Origin of the sequence: Solwaraspora sp. WMMD791, from assembly GCF_029581195.1 — a bacterium.
In the GTDB taxonomy this organism is placed as follows: domain Bacteria; phylum Actinomycetota; class Actinomycetes; order Mycobacteriales; family Micromonosporaceae; genus Micromonospora_E.
Genome location: NZ_CP120737.1, coordinates 5,708,526 through 5,727,566, shown reverse-complemented (window position 1 = coordinate 5,727,566; position 19,041 = coordinate 5,708,526). Strand labels below are relative to the sequence as shown.

Annotated in this window: 17 protein-coding genes; 2 read left to right on the top strand and 15 right to left on the bottom strand. The window is 71.7% G+C overall.

Going from position 1 to position 19,041, the window contains the following annotated elements; translation table 11 throughout:
• Nucleotides 1-388 precede the first annotated feature (388 nt).
• Nucleotides 389-1,471 carry an adenosine deaminase gene (locus O7623_RS25750; protein ID WP_282225541.1) on the bottom strand — a complete coding sequence of 361 codons (1,083 nt, stop codon included), beginning with the start codon at nt 1,469-1,471 and terminating at the stop codon, nt 389-391.
• A gap of 64 nt (nt 1,472-1,535) precedes the next feature.
• Here O7623_RS25750 and O7623_RS25745 point away from each other — a divergent pair, with 64 nt between their 5' ends.
• Nucleotides 1,536-2,393: a putative RNA methyltransferase gene (locus tag O7623_RS25745; RefSeq protein ID WP_282225540.1), complete on the top strand. Its 858-nt coding sequence runs from the start codon at nt 1,536-1,538 to the stop codon at nt 2,391-2,393.
• Between the two features lie 22 nt (nt 2,394-2,415).
• Here O7623_RS25745 and O7623_RS25740 read toward each other — a convergent pair whose 3' ends face one another.
• The 12 genes from O7623_RS25740 to O7623_RS25685 form a co-directional block, all read right to left on the bottom strand.
• Nucleotides 2,416-3,096, bottom strand: a complete 681-nt coding sequence (locus tag O7623_RS25740; protein ID WP_282225539.1) for a DUF4272 domain-containing protein — start codon at nt 3,094-3,096, stop codon at nt 2,416-2,418.
• 131 nt (nt 3,097-3,227) lie between these two features.
• On the bottom strand, nt 3,228-4,550 hold the full coding sequence (locus O7623_RS25735; RefSeq protein WP_282225538.1) for a thymidine phosphorylase: 1,323 nt from the start codon (nt 4,548-4,550) through the stop codon (nt 3,228-3,230).
• A 171-nt stretch (nt 4,551-4,721) separates the two neighbouring features.
• Nucleotides 4,722-5,531, bottom strand: a complete 810-nt coding sequence (locus tag O7623_RS25730; protein WP_282225537.1) for a cytidine deaminase — start codon at nt 5,529-5,531, stop codon at nt 4,722-4,724.
• 126 nt (nt 5,532-5,657) lie between these two features.
• The gene (locus tag O7623_RS25725) at nt 5,658-6,932 is read right to left on the bottom strand and encodes an ABC transporter permease (protein ID WP_282225536.1); all 1,275 of its coding nucleotides are present in this window, start codon (nt 6,930-6,932) and stop codon (nt 5,658-5,660) included.
• 6 nt (nt 6,933-6,938) lie between these two features.
• Entirely contained in the window at nt 6,939-8,357 is a 1,419-nt protein-coding gene (locus O7623_RS25720) for an ABC transporter permease (protein WP_282225535.1), read from the bottom strand.
• The gene (locus O7623_RS25715) at nt 8,354-9,871 is read right to left on the bottom strand and encodes an ABC transporter ATP-binding protein (RefSeq protein ID WP_348775177.1); all 1,518 of its coding nucleotides are present in this window, start codon (nt 9,869-9,871) and stop codon (nt 8,354-8,356) included. Before O7623_RS25715 ends, O7623_RS25720 begins: the two co-directional genes overlap by 4 nt.
• Before the next feature lie 202 nt (nt 9,872-10,073).
• Nucleotides 10,074-11,144 carry a BMP family ABC transporter substrate-binding protein gene (locus O7623_RS25710; RefSeq protein WP_282229576.1) on the bottom strand — a complete coding sequence of 357 codons (1,071 nt, stop codon included), beginning with the start codon at nt 11,142-11,144 and terminating at the stop codon, nt 10,074-10,076.
• Nucleotides 11,145-11,463: 319 nt separating this feature from the next.
• A complete protein-coding gene (locus O7623_RS25705; protein WP_282229575.1) occupies nt 11,464-11,751 on the bottom strand; it encodes a hypothetical protein in 288 nt (95 codons plus the stop codon).
• On the bottom strand, nt 11,676-13,049 hold the full coding sequence (locus tag O7623_RS25700; RefSeq protein WP_282225534.1) for a phosphatase PAP2 family protein: 1,374 nt from the start codon (nt 13,047-13,049) through the stop codon (nt 11,676-11,678). The genes O7623_RS25705 and O7623_RS25700 overlap by 76 nt, the downstream gene beginning before the upstream one ends.
• Before the next feature lie 69 nt (nt 13,050-13,118).
• Entirely contained in the window at nt 13,119-14,708 is a 1,590-nt protein-coding gene (locus tag O7623_RS25695) for a phospholipase D-like domain-containing protein (RefSeq protein ID WP_282225533.1), read from the bottom strand.
• A 212-nt stretch (nt 14,709-14,920) separates the two neighbouring features.
• Nucleotides 14,921-16,030, bottom strand: a complete 1,110-nt coding sequence (locus tag O7623_RS25690) for a CU044_5270 family protein (protein WP_282225532.1) — start codon at nt 16,028-16,030, stop codon at nt 14,921-14,923.
• Entirely contained in the window at nt 16,027-16,680 is a 654-nt protein-coding gene (locus O7623_RS25685; RefSeq protein ID WP_282225531.1) for a sigma-70 family RNA polymerase sigma factor, read from the bottom strand. The genes O7623_RS25690 and O7623_RS25685 overlap by 4 nt, the downstream gene beginning before the upstream one ends.
• Nucleotides 16,681-16,787: 107 nt before the next feature.
• Here O7623_RS25685 and O7623_RS25680 point away from each other — a divergent pair, with 107 nt between their 5' ends.
• Nucleotides 16,788-17,297: an O-acetyl-ADP-ribose deacetylase gene (locus tag O7623_RS25680; protein ID WP_282225530.1), complete on the top strand. Its 510-nt coding sequence runs from the start codon at nt 16,788-16,790 to the stop codon at nt 17,295-17,297.
• A 22-nt stretch (nt 17,298-17,319) separates the two neighbouring features.
• Here O7623_RS25680 and O7623_RS25675 read toward each other — a convergent pair whose 3' ends face one another.
• Nucleotides 17,320-18,615: a CehA/McbA family metallohydrolase gene (locus tag O7623_RS25675; protein WP_282225529.1), complete on the bottom strand. Its 1,296-nt coding sequence runs from the start codon at nt 18,613-18,615 to the stop codon at nt 17,320-17,322.
• A 71-nt stretch (nt 18,616-18,686) separates the two neighbouring features.
• The gene (locus O7623_RS25670) at nt 18,687-18,965 is read right to left on the bottom strand and encodes a hypothetical protein (RefSeq protein ID WP_282225528.1); all 279 of its coding nucleotides are present in this window, start codon (nt 18,963-18,965) and stop codon (nt 18,687-18,689) included.
• Nucleotides 18,966-19,041 lie beyond the last annotated feature (76 nt).

The window sequence follows — 19,041 nt, the reverse complement described above, 5'->3', positions numbered from 1 at the left end:
GGTCTGTCACAGCGAGTGTGATCCGATGGTTATCCCAGCCAACAACAATTCGCACTGTAGCGAGCACTCTCAGTAATCGCCACTTCCCGCTGGATCGCCTGCGGGACAGCCCCGCCCACGACCGTGCGACGAGCCATCGTACGCCCTCACTCCCCCCGCGTCGCCACCCCTCAGGACGTGCCGATATCTCGGCGAACCGCGACGGGGCGCCAACCGGGCGGCGGGCACCGATGGCCCGAACGGTGGATCCGGCGACCGGTGCCGGCACGACCGCCGGTGAGATGAGTCACCACAGTCCACCGAGCACACCATCTGTCGACGGCACCGCTCGATCCACTCGTCGATCCCGCCGGCCGCGCCCGAGTCGCGACTCAGTCGATCACCCGCGTCAGCCGATCAGCTTCGCGTACGCCGGTTTGATGACGTCGTCGATGATCGCCAACCGCTCGTCGAACGGGATGAACGCACTCTTCATCGCGTTGACCGTCAACCACCGCAACTCCGACCACCCCCACCCGAACGCCTCCACCAACAACCACATCTCCCGCGACATCGACGTCCCACTCATCAACCGATTGTCCGTATTCACCGTCACCCGGAACCGCAGATCACGCAACAACCCGATCGGATGCTCACCAATCGACCCCACCGCCCCCGTCTGCACATTCGACGACGGACACAACTCCAACGGAATCCGCTTGTCCCGCACATACGCCGCCAACCGCCCCAACCTCACCACACCACCAGCACCCACCTCCACATCATCCACAATCCGCACCCCATGCCCCAACCGATCCGCCCCACACCACTGAATCGCCTGCCAGATCGACGGCAACCCAAAAGCCTCACCCGCATGAATAGTGAAATGAAAATTCTCCCGCTGCAGATACTCGAACGCATCCAGATGACGCGTCGGCGGAAACCCCGCCTCCGCCCCCGCGATGTCGAAGCCCACCACCCCCGCATCCCGGTACCGCACCGCCAACTCCGCGATCTCCTGCGACCGCGCCGCATGCCGCATCGCCGTCAACAACGTCCCCACCCGGATCACCCGACCCGACGCCGCCGCCCGCGCACACCCGTCCGCGAACCCCGCCACCACCGCCTCCACCACCTGACCCAACCCCAACCCCCGCGACAGATGCTGCTCCGGCGCGAACCGCACCTCCGCGTACACCACCCCGTCCGCCGCCAGATCCACCGCACACTCCGACGCCACCCGGAACAACGCCGACTCCGTCTGCATCACCGCCACCGTGTGCGCGAACGTCTCCAGATACCGCTCCAACGACCCCGAATCCGCCGCCGACACGAACCACCGACCCAACTCCACCGGATCCGTCACCGGCAACACATGACCCACCTCATCGGCCAACTCCACCACCGACTCCGGACGCAACCCCCCATCCAGATGGTCATGCAACAACGCCTTCGGCGCCCGAACGATCTCCGCCAACGAAACAACCGTCATGGCTGGAGGGTAGTAGGTCGACCCGCCCGTACCGGCGGGGACGCGGGCCGGCAGGATGACCAGGATGCTTGCCGACGTGCTGCCGTACCTGCGCTGCCCGGTCTGCCACGGGCCGTTCGTGGCCGACGACGCCGGCCGGACGCTGCGCTGCGCCGCCGGGCACAGCTTCGACGTCGCCCGGCACGGTCACGTCGACCTGCTCACCGGTCGGGTGCCGCACACCGGCGACACCGCGCAGATGATCGCGGCCCGGGACGAGTTCCTGCGTGCCGGCCACTTCGCGGCGATCACTTCCGGTCTGGTGCGGGCCGCGACCACGCAGCTGCACCCGGCCGGGTCGATGACCGGACCGGCCCCGCTGGTGATCGACGCCGGTGCCGGCACCGGTTTCCACCTGGCCGCGGTGCTGGACGCGCTGCCCGGCACCGCCGGGCTCGCGCTGGACATCTCCAAGGCGGCGGTACGGCGGGCCGCCCGCGCCCATCCGGCGGCCGCCGCCGTCCGGTGCGACACCTGGCGTCGGCTGCCGGTGGCCGACGGCTGCGCCGACCTGCTGCTCAACGTGTTCGCCCCCCGCAACGGCGCCGAGTTCGCCCGGGTGCTGCGCCCCGGCGGGAAGTTGCTCGTGGTCACGCCGCTGCCGGAGCATCTCGGTGAACTCGTCCGGGCACTCGGGCTGCTCGGGGTGGATCCGGCGAAGGAGGACCGGTTGGCCGCCACGCTGGATGAGCACTTCACCGAGGTGTCCCGGCGGACGGTGCGCGAGCCGCTGCCGCTGACCCACCGCGACGCCGACACGGTGATCCGGATGGGGCCGAGTGCCTGGCACACCGATCCGGCCGGGCCGGCGGCGCTGGCCGCGCTGCCCGATCCGGTCGAGGTCACCGTCGCGGTACGGCTGACCACCTACCAGGTGCGCTGAGCGCTTCCACCGGACTGGTCGGTCACGTCGACAGGTCCACTTCTTCCCAGCCGGCGGGCGGGTCGTGGTACGGGCCGTGGAAGATCACCGCCCACTCCAGGGCCCAGCGCCGTTGCCCGATCGCGTTGGCGTCCACCACGCCGGGCAGAGGGTCGCCCCGTCGTTCCGCCTCCAGGTACCCCCAGTCGAGGCAGTAGTAGAAGTCGAGCAGCACCGCCGCCTCGGCGGCATCGCGGGGCGCGACCAGGGTCCGGGACCGCCACTGCGCGAACGTCTCGCCGGCCGGCAGGTTCGGCAGCAGCGCCATCAGCCGCTCGTCGGAAGCGGCGACCGGGTCCAGGTGCCGGGTCAGGCCCAGCACCCAGGCCAGGGCGAAGATCGCGTCGTGGTGCAGGACGAACGACCGGTGGTCGCCCCGGCCACCGATGACGAACTGCCACTCCGGCGGGGTGACCAGCTCCACCAGGTGCGAGTGGAGCAGCCAGCTCATCGCGGCCTGCGGGGGCATGCCGAAGCAGCGGGCCAGCACCAGGTGCAGGATCGCCGTACGGGCCTCGATCTCCGGGGTGGGCCGCAGCTCGACGCCGTCGCCCGGCTCCCAGACCAGGGGGAACCCGTCCGGGGGCAGTGGTAGGCGGAGCCGACGCAGCTCGTCGAGACTCTCCGCGCGGATGGCCCGGGGGTCAGGAGCGAGTACGATCACAGGCTTCGTTCCCTGCTAGTCGGCGTCGGCTGCTCTCCTGGACGAACCCCCCGGCGAGGGAGGATATCCGTTCTGTCACGGGTACCACGACAAGGGGTGTCCGGTACGGGGTGTGGCGCGGTCGTGGCGGCTCAGTCGATCCGTTCGAGCACCAGGTCCGGTGCCGACGGCGGCTGGTCGGCGAGTCGGATCGCGCCGGCCGGCCCGATCGCGGCGACGATGTCCGGTGCCACGTCGGCGATGCGGGCCGGGTCGTCGGCGCGCAGCTCGACGATCGGGTCACCGGCGCGGACCGCCTCCCCGGGCCGCCGGTGCAGGATCACGCCGGCGGCGGCGCTGACCGGATCCTCCTTGCGGGCCCGGCCGGCACCGAGCCGCCAGGCGGCCAGCCCGATCAGCCGGGCGTCGACGGCGGCGACGTAGCCGTCCCGGTCGGCGCGGATCAGCTCCGCCTCGGCGGCGACCGGCAGCGGGGCGTGCGGGTCGCCGCCCTGGGCGGCGATCATCGCCCGCCAGGTGTCCATCGCCCGGCCGTCGCGCAGCGCCGCCGCCGGGTCGGCGTCGGGCAGCCCGGCGGCGTCGAGCATCTCGCGGGCCAGCGCCAAGGTGAGTTCGATGACGTCGGCGGGGCCGCCACCGGCGAGAACCTCGACGGATTCGGTGACCTCGACGGCGTTGCCGACCGCCCGGCCCAGCGGAGTGGACATGTCGGTGAGCAGGGCGACCGTACGCACGCCGTGCGCGTGGCCCAGGTCGACCATGGTGCGGGCGAGTTCGCGGGCGTCGGCGACCGACGACATGAACGCGCCGGTGCCGACCTTGACGTCGAGCACCAGCGCGCCGGTGCCCTCGGCGATCTTCTTGCTCATGATCGAACTGGCGATCAGTGGAATCGCTTCGACGGTACCGGTGACGTCGCGCAGGGCGTACAGCTTGCGGTCGGCCGGGGCGAGCCCGTCGCCGGCCGCGCAGATCACCGCGCCGACGTCGCGGAGTTGGCTGACGAACTGGGCGTTGGTCACCTCGGCCCGCCAGCCCGGGATCGACTCGAGTTTGTCGAGCGTACCGCCGGTGTGGCCGAGTCCCCGCCCGGACAGCTGCGGTACGGCGGCCCCGCAGGCGGCCACCAGCGGGGTCAACGGCAGGGTGATCTTGTCACCGACACCGCCGGTGGAGTGCTTGTCCACGGTGGGCCGGGGTACGCCGGACAGGTCGAGTCGCTCCCCGCTGGCGATCATGGCGGCGGTCCACCGGGCGATCTCGGCGGTGTCCATGCCGCGCAGCAGGATCGCCATGGCCAGCGCGGACATCTGCTCGTCGGCGATCTCGCCCCGGGTGTAGGCGGCGATCGTCCAGTCGATCTGTGCGTCGCTGAGTCGGCCACCGTCGCGCTTGGTCCGGATCACGTCCACGACGCCGGAGATCTTTGAGCTGTCGTTCGACAATTCGGTCATACCTTTACAAAAGACCGAGATCTCGACGGATCCCGGAAGGGGAACGGGACGATACGCAGGACGGGCGGTCACCGCCGGCACCGGGCCAGCTAGTGCAGGGCCAGCCGGTGCAGGACCGACCGGTCCAGGGCCGACCGGTCCAGGGCCGACCGGTGCAGCGCGAGCCGGCGGTCAGCCGGCCCAGCGGGCGCTGACCTCGGCGGGCGGGTCGCCCTCGCCGGCCCAGGAGACCGCCCCGTCGGCGTCGACCACCACCACCCGGTGGGTACGGGCCCGGCCCCAGGCCACCGCCGACTGCGGCGACGGCCAACTGGGCGCCTCCTCAAGGATGCCCGAGCCGGTCACCTCCCCGGTGGACTCCGACCGCTCCCAGTAACCGGTCCAGACCAGCTCCCCGCCGGCCGAGTCCGGATGCACGAAGACGGTGCCCCGGCCCCGCCACTTGGCCAACCGGGCCGGTACGGCGGTGTCCGGTGCCACCACCGGCCGACCGGCGGCGTCGGCCCGCCCGACGTGCTCGACGCCGACCCGGTGTCCGCCGGAAGCACCCCGCCCGGTGCCCCGTTCGGCACCGCCGCCGGGAGCCAGGGCCGCCGCCGCGAGGTCCGCCGGTCCGAACGCGTTCGGCAGCAACTCGGCCACGGTCAGCGGCTCGGGCAACGCCTCGACCAGGCATTCCGGCCCGCCGTGCTCCCACAGCAGCTGCCGGCAGCGCCCGCACGGCATCAGCGGCTGGCCATCACCACCGACGCAGGACAGCGCCACCAGTCGGCCACCGCCACTGCTGTGCAGAGCCGAGACCACGCCGCACTCGGCGCAGAGCACCACCCCGTACGCGGCGTTCTCCACGTTGCAGCCGACGACCACCCGGCCGTCGTCGACCAGGGCGGCCGCGCCGACCGGGAAATTCGAGTACGGCGCGTACGCGTGCCGCATCGCCTCGGTCGCGGCCCGCCGCAACTCCACCCAGTCGATCTCCACGACTGCCCTCCTCGACCCCTGTGCCGGCTACCGACACCACCACCCGACCACCCGCCGCGGGTGGTGCCCGTCGGGCACCCCCGCCACGAACCTGACCGGCCAGTAGTAAACGGTAGCCGGCCCTGATCAGGCCTTGATGTAGGGCTTGCCGTCGGCGGCCGGCGCCCGTACCCGGCCGACCAGTCCGGCGACCGCGAGCAGCGTCGCCAGGTACGGCAGCATCGCCAGGAACTGGCTCGGGATGGCGCTGCTGATCGCCCCCAGATAGGCCCCGAGCTGGTCGGCGAAGCCGAAGAACAGCGAGGCCAGCAGCGCCCCGGTCGGGCTCCACCGGCCGAAGATCATCGCGGCGAGGGCGATGAAGCCCTTGCCGCCGATCATGTTCTTGGTGAACGAGTAGAGCAGCAGGGTGTACGACCCGCCGCCGATCCCGGCGACCATGCCGGCCAGCAGCACGTTGCGGTAGCGCAACCCCAGCACCCGGACACCGAGGGTGTCGGCGGCGATCGGGTGTTCGCCGACCGACCGGGTCCGCAACCCCCACCGGGTCCGGAACAGCGCCACGTTGATCACCACGACCAGGATCAGCGCCAGGTAGAGGAAGATGTTGCCGCGAAACAGCGCCGGCCCGATCACCGGGATCTGCGACAGCAGCGGAATCTCCCAGGTGCCGAAGTGCGGCGGCTGGTTGTAGGCCGGCTGGTCGGTCTGCATGAGACGCTCGTAGAGGAACCCGGTCAGGCCGACCGCGAACAGGTTCAGCACGATGCCGATGACCACCTGGTCGACCAGGTAGCGGATGGCGAACAGGGCCAGCAGCAGCGAGATGAACGCCCCGCCGAACGCGGCGGCGATCAGCCCGACCCAGACGTTGCCGGACATGGTGCCGATCAGCGCGCCGGCGAAGGCACCCATCAGCAGCTGGCCTTCGATGGCCACGTTGACCACACCGGAGCGTTCGCAGAGCACCCCGGCCAGCGAGCCGAAGATCAGCGGCAGGGCGAGCAGGAACGTGCCGCGCACCATGTTGACCATCGGCATGAAGTTCTGCCCGGTCGGCGCGGTGGAGATCTGCCAGCACAGGAAACTGAGCACGAAGCCGACGACGCCGACGGCGAGCAGCGACTTGTACCAGCGGCCGTACGGGCTGAGCAGCACCGCCCCGGCGGCGAGCGCGATCAGGCCGAACAGCACCGCGCCGACGGTGCCGGGGATCCGCAGCGCCGCGCCGCCGGCGGTCTCGCTCAGGGTGAACCGGGCCTCCTGCGGGTCGGCGAGCGCGCCGAAGACAGCCGCGGCGACGGCACCGGCCGCGACCAGGCCGGCCCCGGTGATCCGGGTACGGTTCCAGAACCGTGCCGTGACGGCGACCGGTGTGTCAGTTGCGATCATGGTGGACAACGCCGGTCACCAGCCCTTCGCCATGCTGGTCTGCAGCCGGGCGGCGCGGGCCGCCCGGAGCTGGAAGATCGCCTTCACCAGAGCGGGGGCGGCGATGAAGATGACGATCAGTGCCTGCAGTACGGTGACCAGCTCCAACGAGATCCCGGAGCTGGACTGCATGGCGTTGCCGCCGGCCCGCAGCGCCCCGAACAGCAGCGCCGCCAGCGCGACCCCCCAGGGTCGGACCCGGCCGAGCAGGGCGACCAGGATGCCGTCGAAGCCGATCTGGGCGGCGACGAGCGGGGTCAACGCGTTCGCCGTACTGCCGAGCACCATGTTGGCGCCGCCGAGCCCGGCCAGCCCGCCGGCGATCACCATCAGCAGGACGTACGTGCCGGTGACGCTGATCCCGGCGGTACGGGCGGCGTCCGGGTTGGCGCCGACCGCGCGCAGCTCGAAGCCGACCGTGGAGCGGTTGAGCAGCCAGGCCACGGCGGCGGTGGCGGCGATCGCCAGCAGGATGCCGGCGTGCACCCGCAGCCCGTCGCCGAGCAGCCGGGGCAGCTGGGCGGTGGCCTCCACCGGCCGGCTGATCGCGTCCGGCCGCTCCTCGTTCTGTACGCCGGGCTGCACGATGATCCAGGTGAGGAAGTACAGCGCGACGTAGTTGAGCATGATCGTGGTGATCACCTCGTGGGCGCCGGTGCGGGCCTTGAGGAAACCGGGGAAGAACCCCCACAGCGCCCCGCCGAGCGCGCCGGCCAGGACCGCGACGACCAGGTGCAGCACCGGCGGCAGCGGCAGCAGGAAACCGGCCAGGGCGGCCACGATGACACCGATGATCGCCTGCCCCTGGGCGCCGATGTTGAACAGCCCGCCCCGGAACGCCAACGCCACCGACAGGCCGGTGAAGACCAGCGGGGTGGTGTAGGTCAACGTCTCGGAGATCGGCCGGAACACCGCCGACCATTCGGCGTCGCCGCCGGCCCACGCCCGTACCGTGTCGGGGTTGATCACCGCACCCTTGAACAGGTTCGCGTACGCCTGGCTGACCAGCGCCCAGCTCTCGCCGAGCGCGTCACCCGGTCGGGCGAAGAAGTAGGTGTAGGTGGCGAGCACCTCCGGGTCGGAGACGATCATCAGTACGCCACCGATGACGACGGCCAGCAGCAGGGCCAACGCGGTCACGGTGACCGTGTTGGCGGCCCACAGATGATGCAGGAAGCGCTGGCCGAGGGATTCGCCGTCGGTGGCCGGACCGGTCGGCACCGGGCTGGCGGGGACCGTACCGTCGGCGACGGTGCCGGGCTGGCCGTCGGCCGACGTCGCGGCCTGCGGGCTGGCGGCGTCCGCGCTGGCCGCGTGCTGCGCGGCGGCGGCGGGTTCGTCGCCGGCGGGCGGCTTGTCCGGCGAGCCTGCCGGCACGCCGTTCTCGCTGGTCATTGCGTCCCTTCTTGCTGTGCCAAGTCGTTGTCTCCCGACCGGTCCGGCGTGGTCGCCGAGGGGTCCGGCTTGTCGGTGACGCCGGCCATCAGCAGGCCGATCTGTTCCCGTGGGGTGTCCGGGCCGACGACGGCGATGATCCGGCCCCGGTACATCACCGCGATCCGGTCGGCCAGTCCGATCACCTCGTCGAGTTCGCTGGAGACGACGAGGACCCCGGTGCCGGCGTCGCGTTCGTGGATGATCCGGCCGTGGATGAACTCGATGGAGCCGACGTCGACGCCCCGGGTCGGCTGGGCGGCGATGAACAGCTTCAGCGGCCGGGACAGCTCCCGGGCGACGATCACCTTCTGCTGGTTGCCGCCGGACAGGGTGCCGACCGCCGCCTGCGCCGACGACGTACGGACGTCGAACTGGGCGATCCGCTCGGTCGCGGCGGCGGCGATGGCCGCCGGGCGCAGGACCAGCCCGGAGCCGTACGGCGGCTGGTCGTACAGGTCGAGGACCAGGTTCTCGGCGACGCTGAACTCCTTGACCACCCCGTCGACGCTGCGGTCCTCCGGCACGTAGCCGACCCCGGCGCGCAGCACCCGCTTGGTGCTCCAGCCGTCGACCCGCTCACCGTTGAGGGTGACCGTACCGGCCAGCACCGGCCGCAGGCCCATGATCGCCTCGACCAGTTCGGTCTGGCCGTTGCCCTGCACGCCGGCGATGCCGAGCACCTCACCGGCCCGTACGGTCAGGTCGACGCCGTCGACGACCCGCACGCCACGATCGTCGTCGACGACCAGGCCGGCGATGTCGAGCACCGGCTCCCCCGGCTGCGCCGGGGTCTTGTCCACGGTCAGGCTGACGTTGCGGCCGACCATCAGGGCGGCCAGTTCGTCGCGGCTCGCGGTCGGCTCGGCGGTGGCGACCGTACGGCCCCGCCGGATCACGGTGATCCGGTCGGCGATCGCCTTGACCTCGCCGAGTTTGTGGGTGATGAAGACGATCGACTTGCCGGCCGCCTTCAGCGACCGCATCACGGCGAGCAGTTCCTCGGTCTCCTGCGGGGTGAGCACGGCGGTCGGCTCGTCGAGGATCAGCAGGTCGACCTCGCGGGTGAGCGCCTTGACGATCTCCACCCGCTGCTGGATGCCGACCGGCAGGTCCTCGATCACCGCGTCCGGGTCGACGGCCAGGCCGTACCGGTTGGAGACCTCCAGCACCTCGGCGCGGGCCCGGCGGTGGTCGAGGAAGCCGAGCAGCCCGGCGCGGGTGCGTTCGGCTCCGAGCATGACGTTCTCGGCGACGGTCAGCACCGGCACCAGCATGAAATGCTGGTGCACCATGCCGATGCCAGCGGCGATGGCGTCCCGCGGGCTGCGGATCTTGATGGGGGTGCCGTCGACGACGATCTCGCCCTCGTCCGGCTGCAGCAGGCCGTACAGGACGTTCATCAGGGTGGACTTGCCGGCGCCGTTCTCGCCCAGCAGGGCGTGGATCTCGCCGGGTTCGACGGTCAGGTCGATGTGATCGTTGGCGACCAGGTCACCGAAGCGTTTGGTGATGCCGCGCAGTTCGAGTCTCAGCGGAGCCTCCTGGGAGACCTCCGGGCCACCGGTGTGCGCCCGGACGGGTCGATGGCTGAGGCCGCCCCTGTCACCGGGGTCTGCGGACCCTGGTGACAGGGGCGGGTGTCGCGAGGTGCGCCGTCAGCGGCGCCGCGGGTCGTTACTCCGGCTGCGCGTCGGAGGTGACCTCGATGGTGCCGGCGATGATGTCGGCCTTGAGCTGCTCGACCTCGGCCTTGAGCTCGTCGGAGACCTTGTCCTCGAACTGGTTGTACGGGGCCAGCGAGACGCCGTTGTTCTCCAGGTTGCCCAGGTAGCCGGGGTCGGCGCTGAGCGTCTCGCCGTCGGCGCCGGTCAGTACGGCCTGCTTGACGGCGTCCCCGATGTTCTTGACCACCGTGGTCAGGAAGACGTCGCAGTACTGCTCGGCGCTCTCGCAACCGTCGACGTCGACCCAGATCACGCTGTACGCCCCACCGGCGGCCTGCGCGGCGGCGGCGGTGCCGAGGCCGGCGCCACCGGCGACCGGCATGATCACGTCGGCACCCTGGGCGACCAGGCTGTCGCCGACCTTCTTGCCCTCGTCCTGCTTGACGAAGTCGTTGGTGAACGAGCCGTTCTGGGTCGCCTTGTCCCAGCCCAGGACCTGCACGTCGGTGCCCTTGACCTGGTTGTAGTGGGCGACACCGTCGACGAAGCCGTCCATGAAGATGGTCACCGGCGGGATCGGCAGACCGCCGTAGGTGCCGACGATGCCGCTCTCGGAGTACCCGGCCGCCAGGTAGCCGGCGAGGAACGCCGCCTGGGCGGTGTCGAACTGCATCGGGTAGACGTTGGTCGGCTCCACCTTGGCGTCGACGATGCCGAACTGCTGGTCCGGGTTGGCCTCGGCGACCGCCTTGGTGGCGTCGCCCATCAGGCCGCCGACGGCGAGGATGAAGTTGCAGTCCTCGTTGACGTAGCCGGTCAGGTTCGGCTCGTAGTCGGCCTCGGCGCTGGAGGCGACGTACTTGCCCTCGACCGCGTCGTTCTCGCTCTCGGCGGCCTGGATGCCGGCCCACGCCGAGGCGTTGAACGACCGGTCGTCGATGCCACCGACGTCGGTCACCATGCACGCGGAGTACGTCTCGGTGGTCCCGTCGCCACCGCTGCCTTCGTTATCGGGTGCCTCGCCGCACGCGGCAGCGGTGAGGACCAGCCCACCCGCCGCGAACACCGAGACGATTCGCATCCCACGCGTAGAGCGCAAGACGGTCTCCTTCCATTGCACACCGCCACTGTCGCGGCATCGCGTCACCACCCGGCCGGTCGGACCGGACGTACTTTGGACGGGAGCGTACGCGCGGACCCGTCCACCGGCCGACAATCGTGCACGACTGTTGAGCCGCCGTTACCCTCGCGTAACTCTCCCGTGCGGGAGGTCACTCGCGGATCCGCAGGGTCGCTCCCGCCGCCGACCCTATCGGGGGCGGCGGCGGGTCGCCGGGGGTTCACCCGGTCGTGACCGACCCGGGTGACGACACGATCAGTGGGCAGGCGGTGGCGTGGCGTCAGCGCCAGAAGACGGCGACGGCGGCGTTGACCAGGGTCAGCCCGATGATCGCCAGGAAATGCCCCTTGTTGACCGATTCGCGCTTGCGGGAGAAGAAGACCATCGCCAGGATGGCCAGGGCCAGCACCAGTTTGGTAACGAGTTTCGCCGGTGCCGGTTCGTCGCCGTCGCGCAGCGGCGCGGACAGCCCGATGCCGGTGACGACCTGGATCACCGCGCCCCAGAGCATGGCCGGGTTGATCCGGAACCGGCCGGTGATCCACTGGGCGACGGCCCCGCCGAGCAGTAGGGCGAAGCCGATGAAGTGCGCATAGACAAGGACGAGTCTGAGAGCTTCCACGACCAGCATCCTCCCCTACCGCAGCCGCCCTGACCGCCCCCGGGGTCCGGCCCGGTCCGGCCAGACACGGCCGGGTCGGTGACCGGCCGGATCGTCCACCAGCAGGCGCCGACCCAGCAGAGCGCGAGCAGCAGACTGCCGGCCAGGTCGAGCGGATGATGCACCCCCCAGTAGAGCCGGGACAGCCCGACGCCGGTCGGCGCGAGCACGGCGACCAGGACTGCTACCCAGCGTGGCCAACCTCGGGACCAGTTCCAGACCAGCAGGGCGACGGCGAGGTACAGGCACGCCGGCGCGGCCAGATGCCCGGACGGGAAGCTCGCCGTCGGCGGAATCTCCTCCCCGAGCTGCGGCACAGCGGGCCGGTCACGGACGACCGCGCCGGACGAGGCGAGGAACAGGGTGATCTCACCGACCATCACCGCGGCGAGGAAGACCACGGGTCGCAGCCGTCGACGTAGCGCGAGAGTCACGACGCCGGCGCCGAGAGCCCCGGCCGTGGACCAGTTCGCGTCGCCGAACCGGTTGCCGGCCGCCACGACCGGATCGAACCTGCTGTCGCGGTGCGCGACGAACCACTCCACCGCCGCCTGGTCGGCGGCGACCAGCGCGGAGCCGGCCAGCGGGCCGGTGATGAGCAGGCCGACACCGACCAGCAGGCCGAAGGTGACGACCCAGGCCGCCGCCAGGCAGGTGGCGGTCCGCCAGGGCCGGGGCAGGAGGGTCTGCTCGTTCGGCGCGGCCCGCAGGCCCTGATCGACCTGCCCCCGGCCCTCCGGCGTGGTCACGGCCGCCACCAGGTCCTCGCCCGCCAGCCAGCGGTAGCCGGCCACGGTCACTGCCAGCCAGACCAGGCCCAGCAGCCAGCCGACGGCGACGGCGACGAGTGGCGGCCCGCCGAGCAGCCAACGGAGCACCTCCAACCCGACGGCCAGTGACGCGGCGACGACTGTCGTGGGTATCCGCCACCGAGGTGCCAACGCCGGGAGGAAAACCAGCAGCAGTACGCCGTACGCCACGACGGAGGCGACCGCCGGCCCGCTCGGCACACCCGGGTCGATCCAGTGGTGGACGACGGCGCCGCCGGCGGTGACCACGACGTAGCTGGCGAGCCGGGGTCGCCGACGGATCAGCAGGTACGCGGTAGCCAGCAGCAGTACCCGTACCGCCATGATGTCGCCGCCGAAGTCGGTGACCCCGTGCAGCACCTCGGTCCCCACGCCGCCAGTGACGAGCACAGCCATGTCCGGCTGCGCTACCCGGTGACGCGGTTGCGCCAAACAGCGGGCGGATCGGACGTCGGGTGGGGACCGTCACCAGGTCGCGGTGCGGCGCAGCCGGCGCGGTCGACCGTCCGGGTCGTAGAGCAGGCGGTACGGCGGGGTGGCCCACGCCCGGGTGAACGTGGACAGCTTCACCGGGTCGTGCCGGCGCAGCCGACCGGCCGGACGCGGCCCCCGGCGACCGGAGCGGTACCACGCGTCCAGCGCCTCCGCCGCCACGCCGACGGCCCGGACCGTGTCGGCCGGGTCGAGCAGGTCGTGGTCCTGGCGACCGTCCGATGCCCGGTCCAGATGCTCGCGTAGCAGGGTGAGCCGCAGGTCACGAGCGAAGGTACGGGCGTGGTCGCCCAGCCCGGCCGGATCGTGGGGGGCGCGGGGGTCCCGGGTGTCGTCCAGGACCGCGCAGGACAGTTCGCTGTCGTGGGTCCAGGATCGGCGGTTGAAGTTGTCGCTGCCGACACTGGCCCAGACGTCGTCGACGACGCACACCTTGGCGTGCACGTACACCGGGGTACCGGCGTGGTTCTCCACGTCGAACACGTGCACCCGGTCCGGGTCGGCCCGGCGACAGACGTCGATGGCGTGCTCCCGGCCGACCATGTTCGGCGGCAGCGCAAGCCGGCCGTCCACGTCGGGGTGGCGGGGCACCACGACGATCAGGTGCAGGTCGGGGTTGGCCTGCAGCGCGTCGGCGAACAACTGTGCGACCTGCGAGGACCACATGTACTGGTCCTCCAGGTAGCTGAGCCGGCGGGCCCGGCGGATCGCCTTGGCGTAGCCGAGGGCCACCGTACGCTCGCCGTGCGGCGCGTACGGGTAGGGCCGCGACTTCGCCGGATAGGTACGCAGCACCTGCACCGCGTGCGGGCCGCAGTCCGCCGGCGGGTCCGGCGGCGCCGGCAGCGGCCCGCCCCGGGCCGGTCGGCCGGCCAGCCGGTCCCGCAGCATCGCGACCGGGTTGCCCTGCCGCAGAGCGGTCGGGTCGGTCCACCGTTCCCGGAAGGTCAGGTCGAGCGCGGCGACGACCGGGCCGCGCAGTTCCAACTGGACGTCGTGCCACGGCGGCCGGTCGCCGTACCGCGGGGACATGCTGACCGCCTGCGGGTCGCCCAGGTGGGTGGCGTCGTCACGCCGGCTGTGACACAGGTCGATCCCGCCGGCAAAGGCGACATCGCGCTCCCGGCGGCCCGGGTGGCGGGCCACCACCAGCTTCTGGTGGTGCGAGCCGAACCGGCGTACCCGCTGGTCGAGCAGCACCTGGCCACCGTCGTCGGTGATCTCCTCGGCCAGGCTGCGGTTCTGCTCCGCGCTGTAGATCAGCACGTCGAGGTGGGAGCGCCAGACCAGGCCACGGACCGCCACGCCCCGGCTCGCGGCGGCGGACAGCAGATCGGCCACGGTCGGCCCGTCCGGGCGCAGCCGCTGGTCGGGGTCGCCCCGCCAGTCGGTGAAGAACAGCTGGTCGCCGTCGCCCATCTCGGCGACGACCTCGACCAGGCGGTCGAAGTACGCGGCCCCGTGCACGTGTACGCGCACCTGGTTGCCCTCGGACCACGCCGGCAACCGGGAGGCCGGGTTACCGCGCTGCTCCCCGGTGAGGAACCAGTCGTCGATCGACACCCGCGCACCCTCCCCTGACGGCCGGTCGCAGCGGCCAGGTGACAGCTACCCCGTGACGTGGCCGGTGACACCTGCACCGACGGTCCGGTCTGCGGTGCCGTCGGGGTGCCCGTCCTCAGCATCGGGCGCGGCCGGCCGGGGCACGCCGATGACGGCGTGCCCCGGCAACCTCAGGGCCGTGTTCCGGCACCCTGTTTCCCTGTCGGGCCGTACTACGGCACCTGCTTGATCTCGTCGACGATGGCCCGGGTGACCACCGCCTGGCTGAAGGTCACCGTGCCGGCCGGGATGATGCTGTCCGGCACCGCCGTGGTGTGCACCGACCGCGAGCCAAGGTAGGTGTGGTCCTCCCGGTCGAAGATCCACTCGTGGCGGACGCCGGTGCTTTCCTCGATGCGGGCCACCGCGACGCCGCTACGGCCGATCGCGTCGGTCGCGTCGTCGACCAGCAGTACGCCCGGGATGCTCGCCGCCGCACGGTAGAGAGCGGCGCTCAACTCGGCCGGCAGGTACTGCTCGCCGATCAGGTCCCCGATGGTGGTGAACGCCTGGTGGTCCGGGTCGTTGCCCTGACCCCGGGTCTCGGCGTAGATCCACTCCAGCAGCGCAGGCGGATCGGTCGGCAGCGTGACCAGCCGGTCGTACGCGGCGATGTACTCCACGTCGCTGTCGAGAGTGATACCGGCCGGTTCGTTGAGGCTGTCGATCAGCCAGCCACGGTGGCCGTCCGGCGACAGCCACACCTGACGTTTGTGCAGCCCCTGGCGGACCAGGCTGGTCTCGCCGGTGTCGGCGTTGTGCGACTCGTACGTGTTGGCGATCTGGCTCTCGACGTAGATGAACTGGTCCGGGCGGACCGGTCCGGTGTGGTCGGTGGCGGCGACCAGCGCGATCTCGTCGAGCAGCGCGGCCGCGCCCTCCGGGGTGCCGGCGTCGGGGTCGGCGATCTGCACGGGTCCGCCGGTCGCCCCGTCCGGGCCGGCGCTGCTGCCGACCGGGTCACCACCCGGGCTGAGCGCCAGACCGACGACGATCAACCCGGCCAGTGCGGTGGCGACGGTCGGCACCGCGATGGACAGCCGGGGCATCCGCCACCGGCGGATCGGCCCGGTCGCCGCCGTGGCGGCGTCGCGCGTCGACGCGACGCTGTTCTCCCGCGCGTCGGGCGTCGAGCCCGCGCGGTTCTCCTGCTCGATCATGGTCATCAGGCGCTCCCGGTGGAAGTCGTGACGTCCGGCCGGCAGGTCCCGGGTGGGCGGCGGCCCGAACGGTGCGTCGGGCTGCCGGCCGGTCTCCCCGGGGCGGGCTCCGTTGATCCTCATCGGATTCCCTCCGTGACGGTCCGTGCCGCAGGTGTGCGGTCACCTCTTACCTGTCCGGGCAGGACAGCGGGTTCCACCTTCCCGACACTGTTTCCGTCCGGTACGTCGAGCAGGTCGCGAAGTTTGCGGCGGGCCCGCGACAGCCGGGACCGGACAGTGCCGACCGGTACGCCGAGCGCCGCCGCCGCCGTGACGTAGTCCAGTCCCTCCCACAGACAGAGGGTGACCACCTCGCGTTCCTGCCGGCGCAGCGACGCGAGCGCGGTGAGCACCTGGCCGAGCCGGCGGTCGTCGTCGAGGCGGCGGCCGACGTCGTCGGCGTGGTCGGCGGCGCTGCCGCCACCGGCTGCTTCGGCGGAAGCGTACGTGGCAACCGCCGCGCGGTAGCGCCGGTTGCTGCGCTGGGCGTTGCGGGCCACGTTGGTGGCGATGCCGAGCAGCCAGGCCCGCAGCGGGCCACCGTCGGCGTCGATGCGCCCCCGCAGCCGCCAGGCCTGCAGGAACGTCGTCGACATCACGTCCTCGGCGCTCGCCCAGTCGGCCGTCAACCGGAACGCGTGGTTGTACACCGCTCGGGCGTACCGGTCGAACAGCTCGCCGAAGGCGGCGGCGTCACCGGCCCGCGCGCGGGCACGTAGGTCCGTCGTCATACTCGTTGTCTGTCCGCCACCGCCGCCCGGGTTCCCGCCCGTACGGCGGTACGGCTTCCCGGACGAGCGCCACGATGCTAACGACACCGGTGTGTCAGGATCGCGCCATGGCAGTCATCGAGGTCGTCGTCGGCGACATCACCCGCGAGGACGTGGACGCCATCGTCACCGCGGCGAACGAGTCGCTGCTCGGCGGCGGTGGTGTCGACGGGGCCGTCCACCGTGCGGCCGGCCCGCGTCTGGCCCGGGCCGGCGGCGCGATCGCCCCCTGCGCGCCGGGCGATGCGAAGGCGACTCCCGCGTTCGACCTCGACCCGCCGGTACGGCACGTCATCCACACCGTCGGGCCGATCTGGGAAGGCGGCGACCAGGGCGAGGCCGACGTACTGGCCTCCTGCTACCGGCGCTGTCTGCGGGTCGCCGACGAACTCGGTGCCCGGACCATCACCTTTCCCGCGATCGCCACCGGCGTGTACGGCTTCCCGGCCGACCTGGCCGCCCGGATCGCCGCCGAGACCGTCACCACCACCCCGACAGCCGTGGAACGGATCCGACTGGTCGCCTTCGACGAGGAGACTGCGACGCACCTACGGTCGGCGCTGTCCGCCGTCGCCTGACTCCACCTGCCTGGCCGCCCGGTCAGGGTTGCAGCCACCAGGGGCTGCTGTACGCCACGCCGAAGTCGTTGCACGGGTGGCCGGCCGGGCCGGGCGTCGGGTTGGCCAGCTCCGGGTCGGAGACGCGCAGCACGACCCAGTCGCCGTCGGCGACGTCGAGCGGCACGGTGAAATCGGCGACCGCCCCGGCGACGGTGTCGACGACGTCGACGACGGTCGGGACCGACGTACCGGGGCGCAGGACCTGGATCCGCAGCGGCTTGCCGTCCCAGACCGCGCCCCGGTCCAGGTCCACCCGGAACCGGACGTCACCGGCGGTCAACCCGATGACCCCACCCATCCGTACGCCGTTGGCGGTCGCGTCCAGGCGCAGGCCGGAAACCCGGGTGGCGAAGCAGCGGCGGGCCGCCATCGCCTCGAACACCGCCGCGCGGGTGTTCTCGGTGACCCAGAGCCCGCTGCGGCCCTTGCCTTCGTGGAATCCCCAGGTGGTGCCGTGCTCGTCGGTGACCCCGGTCAGACCGGGCCGCCAGCCGGCGTTGAGGCAGGCCACCAGCGGCGAGGTCGTCCGGGACGACCAGCCTTCGAACAGGTAGTCGTCGGTGCGGTTGAACATTTCCAGGCCGACGAGCTGCGGGCGGGCCGCCGAGTCGTACGAGAAGTTGTCGAACCGGCCGATCTCCCGCCCCGGGTGGTTGAAGCTGGCCAGGCCACCGGGCCGGCCGGCCAACCACCGGTAGAGGCTGCCGGGGCTGCCGGCCCGCAGCAGGTCGGCGAAGTCCGAGGTGTTCCACACGTTGATGTGGCCCTGCAGCGGGTGCGACCACTCGAAGCCACGGATCGCGGTGAACTGACCGGGGTCGTCGGCCGCGTTGGCGAGGTTGCCGGTGGTGTTCCACTCCGACTGGCTGAGCCCGCTGATGGCGAACATCGTGGCGTGGTCGGTGAGCGCGGCGACGTCGAGTCCGGCTTCGCGCATCGAGGCGAACGCCTGGTCGGCGCTGCCGTCCCCGTCGGACATGACGGTGTGGTTGTGCAGGTCGGCGTGGACCAGAGTGGTGCCCTGGGTGATCCGGGACGCGCGGGACGCACCGGGCGCGGTCACGGCCGGCGCCCCGGCGGTCATGGCGGTGGCGGCCCGCGCGGTGCCGGGAACCGCGGCGAGCATCAGCATGCCGCCGGCGGCGGCCAGCATGGACCGACGTCCGAGGCCGCTGCCGGCCGCGTGCCCGGCAGGGTCGATCTGGCCGTACGGAACATGGTCGGGCTGGTGGTCGTCGGTGGTGTGATGGCAGTGGTGGGGGTGCGATCCACTCATGCCAATCATTAGATCGATATGAATCTTTCCGGCACGCTGCGTCGAGCTGGCCGGCGGGCGAACACCCGGCGTCACCCCGCACGTCTCGGAAACGGCCTCGCCGGTCGCGCGGTCAGGGACGCGGGACCGACCGCACGTCGACCAGGTTGGCGCACGTCGACCAGGTTGGTCAGCCCGATGAAGTCGTCCGGGTTCGTGGTGTACAGCGGCAACCCGTTGGCCACCGCCACCGAGGCGATCATCAGGTCGGCGAGCCGACGCCGTGGCTTACGGCCGGCACCGAGCACGGCCGCACAGATCATCCCGTACGCACGAGCAGCCGAGTTGCACCGCGACGGCACCGACGGCACCGGCGGCGCCGTACACGAGCATGCCTCACCTTTCGCGGGCGGATCACGTCGAGGGCGATGTGCGCGGTCTGGGCCG

What these genes read in the sequence shown, in the direction of transcription:
- O7623_RS25750 (WP_282225541.1), bottom strand. Translation starts at nt 1,471, where the DNA reads ATGACGGTTGTTTCGTTGGCGGAGATCGTTCGGGCGCCGAAGGCGTTG.
- O7623_RS25680 (WP_282225530.1), top strand. Translation starts at nt 16,788, where the DNA reads ATGGCAGTCATCGAGGTCGTCGTCGGCGACATCACCCGCGAGGACGTG.
- O7623_RS25690 (WP_282225532.1), bottom strand. Translation starts at nt 16,030, where the DNA reads ATGAGGATCAACGGAGCCCGCCCCGGGGAGACCGGCCGGCAGCCCGAC.
- O7623_RS25735 (WP_282225538.1), bottom strand. Translation starts at nt 4,550, where the DNA reads ATGACCGAATTGTCGAACGACAGCTCAAAGATCTCCGGCGTCGTGGAC.
- O7623_RS25745 (WP_282225540.1), top strand. Translation starts at nt 1,536, where the DNA reads ATGCTTGCCGACGTGCTGCCGTACCTGCGCTGCCCGGTCTGCCACGGG.
- O7623_RS25700 (WP_282225534.1), bottom strand. Translation starts at nt 13,049, where the DNA reads ATGGCTGTGCTCGTCACTGGCGGCGTGGGGACCGAGGTGCTGCACGGG.
- O7623_RS25675 (WP_282225529.1), bottom strand. Translation starts at nt 18,615, where the DNA reads ATGAGTGGATCGCACCCCCACCACTGCCATCACACCACCGACGACCAC.
- O7623_RS25720 (WP_282225535.1), bottom strand. Translation starts at nt 8,357, where the DNA reads ATGACCAGCGAGAACGGCGTGCCGGCAGGCTCGCCGGACAAGCCGCCC.
- O7623_RS25710 (WP_282229576.1), bottom strand. Translation starts at nt 11,144, where the DNA reads ATGCGAATCGTCTCGGTGTTCGCGGCGGGTGGGCTGGTCCTCACCGCT.
- O7623_RS25685 (WP_282225531.1), bottom strand. Translation starts at nt 16,680, where the DNA reads ATGACGACGGACCTACGTGCCCGCGCGCGGGCCGGTGACGCCGCCGCC.